At 60.7% G+C, this 9,944-nt stretch carries 15 protein-coding genes; 4 read left to right on the top strand and 11 right to left on the bottom strand.

The features are described 5' to 3' along the window. Positions 1–357 precede the first annotated feature (357 nt). The 3 genes from FPL11_RS09945 to FPL11_RS10300 all read right to left on the bottom strand — a co-directional run bounded on the left by FPL11_RS09945 (position 358) and on the right by FPL11_RS10300 (position 1,619). Positions 358–672, bottom strand: coding sequence for a helix-turn-helix domain-containing protein (locus FPL11_RS09945; RefSeq protein WP_144348471.1), 315 nt, complete (start codon positions 670–672; stop codon positions 358–360). Next, the gene (locus FPL11_RS09940) at positions 656–1,033 is read right to left on the bottom strand and encodes a type II toxin-antitoxin system RelE/ParE family toxin (protein WP_144348470.1); all 378 of its coding nucleotides are present in this window, start codon (positions 1,031–1,033) and stop codon (positions 656–658) included. Before FPL11_RS09940 ends, FPL11_RS09945 begins: the two co-directional genes overlap by 17 nt. A gap of 226 nt (positions 1,034–1,259) precedes the next feature. Further along, a complete protein-coding gene (locus FPL11_RS10300) occupies positions 1,260–1,619 on the bottom strand; it encodes a helix-turn-helix domain-containing protein (RefSeq protein ID WP_144348469.1) in 360 nt (119 codons plus the stop codon). Positions 1,620–1,674: 55 nt separating this feature from the next. Here FPL11_RS10300 and FPL11_RS09930 point away from each other — a divergent pair, with 55 nt between their 5' ends. Continuing rightward, positions 1,675–2,883: a site-specific integrase gene (locus FPL11_RS09930; protein ID WP_144348468.1), complete on the top strand. Its 1,209-nt coding sequence runs from the start codon at positions 1,675–1,677 to the stop codon at positions 2,881–2,883. Between the two features lie 58 nt (positions 2,884–2,941). Next, on the top strand, positions 2,942–3,127 hold the full coding sequence (locus FPL11_RS09925; RefSeq protein WP_144348467.1) for a helix-turn-helix transcriptional regulator: 186 nt from the start codon (positions 2,942–2,944) through the stop codon (positions 3,125–3,127). A gap of 16 nt (positions 3,128–3,143) precedes the next feature. Here the strand turns inward: FPL11_RS09925 and FPL11_RS09920 are convergent, their stop codons facing one another. The 6 genes from FPL11_RS09920 to FPL11_RS09895 form a co-directional block, all read right to left on the bottom strand. Further along, positions 3,144–3,332 carry a type II toxin-antitoxin system HicA family toxin gene (locus FPL11_RS09920; protein WP_144348466.1) on the bottom strand — a complete coding sequence of 63 codons (189 nt, stop codon included), beginning with the start codon at positions 3,330–3,332 and terminating at the stop codon, positions 3,144–3,146. Continuing rightward, positions 3,329–3,568, bottom strand: coding sequence for a DUF1902 domain-containing protein (locus FPL11_RS09915; protein ID WP_144348465.1), 240 nt, complete (start codon positions 3,566–3,568; stop codon positions 3,329–3,331). The genes FPL11_RS09920 and FPL11_RS09915 overlap by 4 nt, the downstream gene beginning before the upstream one ends. Before the next feature lie 129 nt (positions 3,569–3,697). Then, the gene (locus tag FPL11_RS09910; protein ID WP_144348464.1) at positions 3,698–4,021 is read right to left on the bottom strand and encodes a hypothetical protein; all 324 of its coding nucleotides are present in this window, start codon (positions 4,019–4,021) and stop codon (positions 3,698–3,700) included. After that, on the bottom strand, positions 4,018–5,211 hold the full coding sequence (locus FPL11_RS09905; protein WP_144348463.1) for a helicase RepA family protein: 1,194 nt from the start codon (positions 5,209–5,211) through the stop codon (positions 4,018–4,020). The genes FPL11_RS09910 and FPL11_RS09905 overlap by 4 nt, the downstream gene beginning before the upstream one ends. Next, entirely contained in the window at positions 5,211–6,083 is an 873-nt protein-coding gene (locus tag FPL11_RS09900; protein WP_144348462.1) for a DUF7146 domain-containing protein, read from the bottom strand. The genes FPL11_RS09905 and FPL11_RS09900 overlap by 1 nt, the downstream gene beginning before the upstream one ends. A 726-nt stretch (positions 6,084–6,809) precedes the next feature. Further along, positions 6,810–7,070, bottom strand: a complete 261-nt coding sequence (locus tag FPL11_RS09895) for a hypothetical protein (RefSeq protein ID WP_144348461.1) — start codon at positions 7,068–7,070, stop codon at positions 6,810–6,812. A 309-nt stretch (positions 7,071–7,379) separates the two neighbouring features. Here FPL11_RS09895 and FPL11_RS09890 point away from each other — a divergent pair, with 309 nt between their 5' ends. After that, positions 7,380–7,718, top strand: a complete 339-nt coding sequence (locus FPL11_RS09890; protein WP_144348460.1) for a hypothetical protein — start codon at positions 7,380–7,382, stop codon at positions 7,716–7,718. Then, complete coding sequence (locus FPL11_RS09885; RefSeq protein WP_144348459.1) at positions 7,715–8,395, top strand: hypothetical protein; 681 nt, start codon at positions 7,715–7,717, stop codon at positions 8,393–8,395. The genes FPL11_RS09890 and FPL11_RS09885 overlap by 4 nt, the downstream gene beginning before the upstream one ends. 142 nt (positions 8,396–8,537) lie before the next feature. Here FPL11_RS09885 and FPL11_RS09880 read toward each other — a convergent pair whose 3' ends face one another. Both FPL11_RS09880 and FPL11_RS09875 read right to left on the bottom strand, forming a co-directional pair. Next, a complete protein-coding gene (locus FPL11_RS09880) occupies positions 8,538–9,014 on the bottom strand; it encodes a hypothetical protein (RefSeq protein WP_144348458.1) in 477 nt (158 codons plus the stop codon). Positions 9,015–9,176: 162 nt separating this feature from the next. After that, entirely contained in the window at positions 9,177–9,716 is a 540-nt protein-coding gene (locus FPL11_RS09875) for a hypothetical protein (RefSeq protein WP_144348457.1), read from the bottom strand. Positions 9,717–9,944: the final 228 nt, after the last annotated feature.

Below are 9,944 nucleotides of genomic sequence, written 5' to 3'. Positions count from 1 at the left end.
GAGACGTCCAGCGTCTCCGACGGAGCGATGAACGTGTCGTCGCCGTCGGTGCCGTTGACCACACCCCCACTTGTAGTGAGCGAAATGATGTCTCAGACAGCAGTATTGCTCTCTGAAGGGGCATTCAGGGAGTCTTGAGAACCGCTTTTTGCGTAAACCGACGTTCTTCTGGCCAGCGTTCTGACACCGAATATTCACAGCCCATCATCGAAAGCAGCGTCGAATTCCTTAACCTCATGATTTAGATCAGATTATCTATGCCCCGCCGGCTCCAGCATGTCTGACGGGCAACTGACCGGCGCCTGAGTCAGGAGGAGAGTTTGCGCAACCGGCGTCGCTGCATAGACGCGCACGATGCTAGGCGATCGCATCGAGCCCCTTGCGGTCGAGGATCGTGAGCAGTCGCAGCGCTGGCCCGCGTGGCTTTTTGGTGCCCTGCTCCCACTGCGCAACCGTGGACTTCGTTACACCGAGATAGGTCGCAAGCACCGGCTGCGACACCCGCAAATTCGCCCGCAGGGCCTTGAGCTCCTCGCCTGTGTAATCGCGCGGCGGCGTCACGCACAGCGCATCAAACTCCCGCATGGTGGTTGTATCCATGATGTCCGCGTCATGCAGCGCACGGGCTGTCTCATGGACAGCCTCCAGAATATCGCTATTCTCCTTCGTCATCGCCCTTCACCTCTTTCAGTACTCCAGTCATGACAGCGTGATCGAGATCGCCGTCGCTGTAGCCCATCAATGCCGACGCCAAATGTTTGAGAGCGGCAAGCTCTCTGGCTGTGATGTTCCCGCGCGCGGACTTGGCGAAGCTGTATAAGAAGAATGCCCGCTCTCCATAGCGCACCGCGACGATCGTTCGGTAGCCACCGCGCTTTCCTTTGCCCTTCCCGGAAATGCGCTTCTTGACCAGCTCGCCACCGAGGTTGGCATCGACAAGGCCGGCTTCAATCTCGCGGACTGCTAAGCGCAGCGTTGCGTCATCAAGCCGATCTTTGCGCCTCACAAAGCTCTTCGTGGCGAAGATCCGCATCTACTTGGCCATCTCAGCAGTACCGCTCATCACAGGTGAAGTATATCACTTAGTGCTACACACAACATACGCAACTTGGTAGCGCGCAAGTCGCCACGCCGGCCATGACCCCTCGAATACGCCCTCGGTATTTGCCGACTTTAAGGAACACCGACCCACGCTGGGTCAGCATCAGCTTCATATCGATGGAGCGCTCGTTGGCCTCCATGGGGTCTTTTCCCTCCGTTCACGCGCTCCGAGACTGAGTATCCACTCGGCCCCTTGAGGTAACACCGGTGCCCTTCTGGATGCGCTGCGCCATGTCTTCAATGACCGCCTCGCTCACCACCAGCTCAAATTTCCCGTCTGACCGGCGCTCAAATTCCACGCCCGCCTCCGCGAAGGCGGATTCTATTCGACTAACGGTGTCCAGCCGAGGCTCTCGATCAAACCGCTCGAGCCGGTTGATCGCCGATTCGGAGATGCCCGCCCGCTCGGCGAGAGCTTTCTGACTCCACCCGACTAGCGACCGGGCAGCCCGCAGGCAAAGGACAATTCCTATTAGGCGCGCAGAAAGCCCGTGACTTGATGCTGTCTCAGGCGTCATGTATGCTGTCTCATAAAGCATTAATAATGTGTTTAGTTTAGCAAGGGCTCATGTCATGCCGACAGCGAAACTCACCGCCAGTCTACTCGAGAAGACGACTTGCCCGAAGGACAAGGCCAAGATCGATCTGATCGACACCGAGGTCCACGGGCTCGTGGCGGAGATCCGCCGGCAGGGCACCGGCACCTATTACCTGCGCTACACCGACCACCGCGGCAAGCGCCGCTACCATCGACTGGGTCGGATCGGATCGATGAGCCTCGGAGACGCCCGCAAGGCCGCGCAGAAGGCCAATGGACGGATTGCCATGGGTCATGACCCGCGTGAGGAGAAAGCCACTCAGCGGGCCACACCGACGGTCTCAGCGTTCATCGACGAGTCGTTCATGCCCTACCTCAAAAGCTATAAGCGCGACTGGTATACCGACTGGTCGCTCATCAAGAATCACATCCGCCCGCCGATCGGTGATCTGCACATGGACGAGGTCCGGCGCCAGCATCTGGTGGATCTATTCACCCGCCATCAGGTCGGGCACAAGCCCGGCTCGACCAACCGCGTGATCGTGCTCGTGCGGCATCTATTCAACTGCGCGGTGAAGTGGGAAGTTCCGGGTGTGACGAAGAATCCCTCCAAGGGCATCCCGCTGGTGGCCAATGAGAATCAGCGACAGCGGTTTTTGACCGTCGAGGAGGCGCAGCGGCTCATGGCGGCGGTGGAGCAATCCGACTCGCCGATGCTCAAGTACATCGTCGCAATGCTGCTGCTCACCGGTGCACGGCGCAATGAGGTGCTGCATGCCCGGTGGCAGGACATCGACTTCAACTCCCGGCAGTGGCTCATCCCGAAGACCAAGTCCGCGAGGACGCGCTACATCCCGCTCAGTGACGCCGCACTCCGGCTGATCGAGCAGGTCCCGCGGGTGGAGGGGTGCGAGTACATCTTCGCCAACCCGAAGACCGGCAAGCCGTTCGTGCAGATCTGGTATCCGTGGGACACCGCCCGGAAGAGGGCCGGTCTGGACGATCTTCGGATTCATGACCTGCGCCATTCCTACGCGAGCTTCCTTGTGAACGCAGGCCGCTCGCTCTATGAGGTCCAGCATCTGCTCGGCCATGCCCGCCCGGTCACGACCCAGCGCTATGCCCACCTCGCGCAGGAGACGCTGTTCGAGGCATCCAACCAAGCCGCCGCCGCGATGGGGGATTGCGTGATGCCGGCGATGGGCCGTGGGGTTCACTTAATTAGGAACCAGCCAGCCGGCTAGATGCAGGCGTCGTGCGGCTGGGCGGGATTAATAATCAGACCAGTAAAGGAGGTCGATCATGACCGAAGAGCGCTTTCTCACCGACATCGAAGTCGCCAACCGATACTCCGTCTCGCGGATCACGCCATGGGTGTGGGCACGTCGGGACTGCTTTCCGAAGCCGGTGCGGATCAGCTCGGGAACTACCCGCTGGCGGCTCTCTGAGCTGGAAGCGTACGAAGAGGATCTGCCCGGGGCGGACTAGGCGCTGGGCTTGGCGATCAGAACGCCTTGGCGAGCCCAGCCTGCTTCAGAATGCCGTTCGCCGTGTGGCGGGACTTGATGTTCACCGTGAGCGGCCGTTCAGCGCCCGGCGAGATCCAGACCTCGTGATCGCCCCGGCCCTGCCTGAGTAGGGTGCAGCCATTCTCTCGCAGGATCGCGCGGAGCGGCTTGCCGAAGTCGTTCAAGCTGCCGGCCTGCGCACCCGGGTACTGGCGTGGGCGATCAGCTCCACCGGCACATCAAGGCCACCCTCGACATCACCGCCGGCCTCGAGCAGATCAAGGATCGCGCCGGGGAGCTTCTCGGCGAGCGCCTCAAGTGTGTCGCCCTCCAGAAAAAGCCCCGGCACATCCGAGGACTCCACCAGCCACACGCCCGCCTCGGGGTCATGCACCGCCTTCACCACGATCATCTCCGACATCGATTGACCTCCGAGTCGATCCCATCCAAGGCCCAGAGATTAGCATGCGCCGGGGCCCCGGTTGAGGCCGCCAGCGCATCTAATCCTTTCCTGAAGACAAGGGAAACGCCATGGGGAGAGGGCTGGATGTCAGGGCGGTCGTCCCGCTTTGACCTCTCCACTCACCATCCCCCACTGGCGTCTCCGGGCAATGGTTGTGATGGCGTTATCAATCGCGGCACCGGTGTACTGCCCATCGCGGATATCCGCCAAATCCTCACCGAACTCGGCAACGATCCGGATGAGCGACTCGCCAACTCCCACACGCTCTGCCGATTGCGCCAAGGTGATGATGGCTGGCTTCAGATCCCGGATCGCTCTCGCACCGGGGACCGGTTTCACCGTGGAGCGAACCACCAGCTCATCACCATCAAGATGCATCGATTCAACGCCAGTAAGGATGTCCCGGTTCAAAACCGAGACTCCTCGAGCGCCTGTCCAGATCCCTGACCGAGGTCCATGTCCGGTGTCCCGTCCGTCCGCCCCCTAGGGGGGGCGGACAGGGACGGACACCTATCGGCTTCGAATGGACCGGCTTTCTCGGTCAACTCGACGAATCCCTCTTTGATGCAGACAAGCCCTTTGCTCGCCAACCTCTGTGGCGAATCCGACACCCTTTGGCGGCTCAACCCGTGCTCTTTCATCCTCTGGCGCCAATCGTCCATCGAGACACGGGCCTCGTCCGGGGATCGCCCATCATTGGCAAGGTTGCGGGCGAACTCAACTTTGAGCTCCTTGAGCGCATCGAGTGCCGCCGATTGGCTCGTGCCGATCGAAGGCGACTGGTCGTGGCGGATCTCGTGACCAACCGGATCGAGGATGGCACTGGTGAGAGGATCACCACGGTCATCAACGATTGGGAGTTCGACTTGGCGCATCTTGAACGCCAGTGGTTCGGGGATCGGCGTGTCCTTGGTCTTGGTCCACTCGAGCCGGACCACACCCTCGTCGTCCTGATCAACCTTGAAGGCTGAGTCCACCGCCGCGAAGAGTGACGACGCCCCCCGTGCTCGGGACGTGTCGTTGTGGCCGCAGTGGTGGACAAGCAGGACAGCACAACCGTACTCGGATCGGATTCGGTCAAGGGCCGAGATCGCAGCTCCCATATCGGCGTTGCTGTTCTCATCGCCACTGCCGAAATTCCGGGCGAGGGTATCTACGACAAGAAGTCCCGGCATGCCGGATTCGCTGACGAACCCATCCACCGCAGCCTGTAGCTCGCGCTTACCTTCAGGCTCGGTCAGGCGGGACGAGCTGCTGCTTATCCCAAGGTCGAGCGAGCCCTGTTCAACATCATGCCGGATGCACCACGCCTTCAGCCGGCGTGTCAGCCCGTCACGGCCCTCGCCGGCCAGAAAGAGCACCGGACCCATCTGCGTGTTCGCCCCGGCCCATGCGCGCCCAGACGCGATGCTCGCTGCGATATCGATGGCGACAAAGCTCTTGCCACCGGACGGGGCACCAAACATCAGGTTGATGCTGTCATGCTCGATGCGATGCCGGACTATCCACTCCGGAGCCCTCAACTTCAGGTCCTTCGCCCGGATGAACCGAAGCCCGGCGTGAGGCGGTAAAGGAAGATTACGCAGTGCGTACATATTCATCAGCGCACCTCCTTGATCACGTCGTTCCAGTCCGACCCGGGATCGGTCGGGACCTCAATGCGAACGGATCGACCCTCGGCCCGCAGCCTCGTCGCAAGCGTCTTGGCCGCCCTGATGCCAGCCTCGTCGTGGTCGGCGGCGATGATCACGTCGCGCACTGTCTTGGGCAGGACGACGCCCTCCATCATGCTTGTCGACAGGCACGCCCATACAGGCCGCTGGAAGCGCGATCCCGCGGCCAAGCTGGTCTCTATGCCCTCGGCAAGGACAAGCGCGTCACGGACCTCGTAGAGCCTCACAGCGCCACCCGTGAGCCCACCCGGGCGGATGGATGCGCAGAGCTTCCGTGCCGGGTCCAAGTTGGCTTTGCCCGAGCCGTCCGGTGCGAGGTAGGTGCGGTGAAGGCTTATTGCCTGTCCGTCGAGATCTCGGATGACGGCGACGATGCAGGGGAAGCTGCCCGCATGAACTGGGCCGGGCTGCCAGTAATCGACATCCCCATAGCGAAGATCGCTTGGCGGATTGTCCCGCAGTTCCAGACCTCGGGTGGCGAGATACTTCGCAGCGATCGGATGCTTGGCGAGATCGAGCGGCTCGGTGTTGCTCCAGAGCTTGGTGAGCTGCTCCCGGGCCCGGCTGTAATCCTTGGCCGGTGCACGGTCGAAGCGGATCTTATGATCGCCCCGGGGAATGCCGCCGGAGTCCTGACACCGCCAGCAATACCAGCAGACGCCGGATTCATCGACCTTGATACTGAGTGCTCGATCCGACGGGCCCTTGCCGCATTTTGGACACGGGGCGCGGTGCCGACCCGGTGCCATTGACAGGGCATTGTCGGAAGCGGAATCTATCCTCGACTCTGAGGTGTTCATAGTGAACTCCTTAGTTGGACCCCCCGCTGCAACGGGGGGTTTTTTTTGGTTGATCGCACGAACTAGTCTTCGGCGAGCGCACGTTCCAGACTCTCGATATCCTCGAATCGCCACCGAAGTGTCCCGGCACCAATTTGAAAAGGCGACGGGAATTCGGACGTTTTCGACCACCGCCGTATAGTCTGCGGTGAGACGCCGAAGTAGGAGGAGAGGAAATCGATATCTACATACCGCTTATTGATCAAAGTAAAATCTCCAATTTGTTATCAGGCATATTCAGATTAACCCAATCCCGATTCAAGTCAACACGGCCATATACCCAGCATGTGGATTACATTTTGGACATGGGCACTACATATAGTGGTATATGAGGATTCGCCGTGTCTAGCGACATGTTCCTCATCAATCAAATAGGCTGTATCGAAAGACGAAGCAAAGCTCAGCTTGACGTTACAAATACATTTGTAATTGGCGCGGTGATTGAGCTTGGAATGGGATTAGTCAACGAAAGCTTGTCACGGACATGCTCAACCGGATCGGTTAAGTCATTGGAGCAAGCATCTGGATGCCCGATGTCTGTGGCGTTTTGCCAGATAATGCGGGACGGATGTTGGACCATTCTGGCAAATGGTCAGCCGGCGGTCGGAGATCTTGGGTGCCGGACCACTAAATCCAGAGCGGTCCCGATCACGCAGTCCGAACGGGGTGATCAGACTCAGCCGGGATTCACTCCGCCCCGAGGGACTGCGCCAGTTCGCGCCACTCGACCTGCTGGAGGCTTTTCATAGCCGCATCCCGTGCCCACGAGGCGGGCAGGGCGGAGACCTCCTCGACCATGGCGGTCGTGAGCTCATGGGTGACGGCGGAGATGTCATTCGCTCGGGCGATGGCTCGCCAATAGGCCGCGGTCTCCGGATCACGGGTGAGCCAGTCCAGAGCGAGCCGGGTCTGCCAGTTCAGATCCAATCGGTATGGCGTTCTGTCCATGGCGAGGATTGTCCTCGGGAAGGAGTTCGTCTGCTGTGATCTATGTCGCACTCTGCCACTGCTGTGGGCATCGGGATATGTCGTCTACGCACGCGATGGCCGTATTAAGCAGACGCGCTCTTGGGGTATACCCGAGAGACTCGCTTCCGGTACGCGTGGACATGGCAAAGGGCAGAAACTAGGTTGACGCGCAGCGTGTCGCCGGTGAGACTACCATCAAAGGCTGGCCCTCTCACGGGCCGGGGGGATTTGTTCCAGCTTGCCGCCCCCGCCATACCGGCAATTGCGGCTAAAGCGGAGGCGCTTCACATGTCATCCGATAACCTGCCTTTCAATGGGCCCGATCGGGCCGCCTATGCCAACTACAACATCCGCTTTCATCCCATGCCGCCGGGGCCCGACACCCGGACAGTAATCGCTTGGGTGCGCGACAACGGCGTTGATGCCGGGCTGTTCAACACCTTCGATGGCGGTGGCAGCAACGGGCTTATCCTCGAGTGCCGCCATGTCGAGGACCTTCTGGCTTTCCAGCAGCAGTTCCTTGATGAGCATGACCGCCGCGGCTGGGCGGAAGATGCGCGAGGTGGTCACCATCCGTTCCGGATTGAGGCCGGCGGCATCACCTTCACCGGGGAGGGAGAGCGATGAGCCTCGGTGATGCACCGGACTACGCGAGCATCCACCATTACTACGACCCGGTGGAGATCTGTTTTATCTGCGATTACCTGCGGGTGCCGCGGCCGGATGCGTTGAGATCGCGGCCACTCGAGGTCCGGCTTGATGATCGGGTCGGTCAGAGCGCGGAGGGGTTCATCCGGCCGGTGATCGGTGCCGGGGGTTCGGACATACTGCTGATCGAGAACTCCGTCGCCCGGCTTGTCCTCAATGCGATCGAGGATCGCCTGCCGAAGCGATTCGCGCGCAGTGACGACGGCAACCTGGTAAGCTCCCGAGAATCCCAGTCCGGGCGCTTCACCGGTGTGCCACTCCTACCGACCTATCTTTTCAGCATCAACTGGGCGAGTACCGGTCCAGGCCTCGACTGGCCCGAGGACTATCACATGGGCTATTTGCCCGGTTTCGATGTGCTCGTCGTTACCGCCTCGCAGCCATCAACCGATGTCTACGCGTACCACGATCAGGCCATCGGCTGGTTCCCGGCCTCCGGCGATGTAGAGGCGGGCATCAAGGCGATCATCGTTGACTGGTGGCAGGCTCAGGCCTGCTGCCTGCAGGAGCGCTGGGAAGAATTGACCGGCGTGGGCCTCATTAACGGCGATGCGGAGCGTTGGGCCGATGAGGTGTGGGTCGAGGAGGAGGAATAGGAGGTAGACCGCCCCGGGTTTTGAGGAGGTCCACGGTCAGCCGGAATGCCCGTCCCAGATGGTGTGGAGTCGGTGGCCCAGATCCGGAATATTCTGAATGCTATGAAGGACGTCACACTTTCGTCACAGGATCTCCGTGACTTTAGCGTGACCGCTTTCGGCGGTGCAGGTAGGCGGCGACCTTGGCCAGCAGCTCGATGAACACCGGCGTGGGTTCTGGCTCAGCGGTCTTCTTTGGCCCATCTCGGTATCTGGGGCGGAGCTTCCCCCAGCGCGGATCGAAGTAGTGGCTGATCTTCCCATGCTGCTCGACGACGGCCTGCCAGCGCTCTGCGCGGACGTCGTGGTAGGCATCGAGGACGTCGCCCCAGATCTCTTTGCGTGTGGCCTGATTGTCCGCCTCGAAGAAGGCGACAACGGCTTGGCGGAGATCTTCCCCGCGACGGTCGTCCGGTCGGATTTCCCGGTCGAGCCGGCCCATGAGGAGCTCACGTTCACGCGCGATGGGACGCGAGTTCCTGCCGTTGACGATGGCTCCAGTCGTATCCGCGATCGGCTTCAGTCGCTCCTGTGCGCGGAATGTCGCCACCACGGCGTGTGTCTTCTTCGTTCGTCCCATGGTCTGGAGGATGGCATCAGGCGGGCAGGCGTTTCCAGTGGCTTGTCAGAGCGACGGGAAGACCGGAATAGCCATAGGAGCTCCTTAGCGCCGCTCTGGGCGCTTTTAGTTGATTTCCCCTACATACCCTGCCCGCGGAATCTATCGCTCTTCCTGCGCCCTCTACCGGCGCCTGAAGCGGTTCACGGCATCGATCACCCGGCGCTGCTTGCGGGCGATGCTGCCCGCGAGCTCAACCTTGGCGACGTTACTCGCCACATGCGCATCCACCATGGGGACAAGGGTGTCCTTCAGCCAGTGAGCCTGCTCCGTAGGGGATAGCCTGCGCTTGCGTTCATACCTACGCCGGAATCGGCGCTTCAGCTCAGGATCGATCGCGCCGAAGTCGTTCATGTAGCCACTGAGGTCAACGCCCAACTCCTTCAGTCGCGGCCAGCACGCCTTGTGATAGCTCCATACCTCGACCCGGGCGCTATCCATTACCCGGAGAGGACATCTGCCCTCAGCCATCACGGCGAGCAAGGCATCCACGCATGGCAACAGGTCCGGATGATATTTGAGCAAAGGTAATTCCGCCCAGCCATCCCGCCAGCGTCTCAGCGTGGAATAGTCGAAGGCCTCGTCATACAGCGCCTTGATCTGCCGCGATAGGCGATCCTGTTGCCGGCTTAGCAGGACGATAACGATCTGGGTGTCGTTCATATCAGGCGAGGACTGAGTCAGGGTGCGTAGTGGCGATCCAGATTCTGGCCAGACATAAGAAAAGCCCCCGCCACTAGGTGACGAGGGCTTTCTCAGGACCGTTCCTCAGGTGAGGGTGGGTCGGTTAGGCGAACTCAAAGTTCGAAGCTTCGACGTCTGCGATGACCACACCAACCAGAGTCACCGTGCCGTCAAAAGCATCGGAGTCAATCTCAAGGTCGTTATTGC

The sequence above is a fragment of the Spiribacter aquaticus genome (assembly GCF_007625215.1).
Lineage (GTDB): Bacteria > Pseudomonadota > Gammaproteobacteria > Nitrococcales > Nitrococcaceae > Spiribacter > Spiribacter roseus.
The sequence above is the reverse complement of the archived record's forward strand: the minus strand, read 5'-3'. Positions and strand labels throughout refer to the sequence as shown.

What these genes read in the sequence shown, in the direction of transcription:
- FPL11_RS09945 (WP_144348471.1), bottom strand. Translation starts at nt 672, where the DNA reads ATGACGAAGGAGAATAGCGATATTCTGGAGGCTGTCCATGAGACAGCC.
- FPL11_RS09940 (WP_144348470.1), bottom strand. Translation starts at nt 1,033, where the DNA reads ATGCGGATCTTCGCCACGAAGAGCTTTGTGAGGCGCAAAGATCGGCTT.
- FPL11_RS10300 (WP_144348469.1), bottom strand. Translation starts at nt 1,619, where the DNA reads ATGACGCCTGAGACAGCATCAAGTCACGGGCTTTCTGCGCGCCTAATA.
- FPL11_RS09930 (WP_144348468.1), top strand. Translation starts at nt 1,675, where the DNA reads ATGCCGACAGCGAAACTCACCGCCAGTCTACTCGAGAAGACGACTTGC.
- FPL11_RS09925 (WP_144348467.1), top strand. Translation starts at nt 2,942, where the DNA reads ATGACCGAAGAGCGCTTTCTCACCGACATCGAAGTCGCCAACCGATAC.
- FPL11_RS09915 (WP_144348465.1), bottom strand. Translation starts at nt 3,568, where the DNA reads ATGTCGGAGATGATCGTGGTGAAGGCGGTGCATGACCCCGAGGCGGGC.
- FPL11_RS09905 (WP_144348463.1), bottom strand. Translation starts at nt 5,211, where the DNA reads ATGAATATGTACGCACTGCGTAATCTTCCTTTACCGCCTCACGCCGGG.
- FPL11_RS09900 (WP_144348462.1), bottom strand. Translation starts at nt 6,083, where the DNA reads ATGAACACCTCAGAGTCGAGGATAGATTCCGCTTCCGACAATGCCCTG.
- FPL11_RS09895 (WP_144348461.1), bottom strand. Translation starts at nt 7,070, where the DNA reads ATGGACAGAACGCCATACCGATTGGATCTGAACTGGCAGACCCGGCTC.
- FPL11_RS09890 (WP_144348460.1), top strand. Translation starts at nt 7,380, where the DNA reads ATGTCATCCGATAACCTGCCTTTCAATGGGCCCGATCGGGCCGCCTAT.
- FPL11_RS09885 (WP_144348459.1), top strand. Translation starts at nt 7,715, where the DNA reads ATGAGCCTCGGTGATGCACCGGACTACGCGAGCATCCACCATTACTAC.
- FPL11_RS09880 (WP_144348458.1), bottom strand. Translation starts at nt 9,014, where the DNA reads ATGGGACGAACGAAGAAGACACACGCCGTGGTGGCGACATTCCGCGCA.
- FPL11_RS09875 (WP_144348457.1), bottom strand. Translation starts at nt 9,716, where the DNA reads ATGAACGACACCCAGATCGTTATCGTCCTGCTAAGCCGGCAACAGGAT.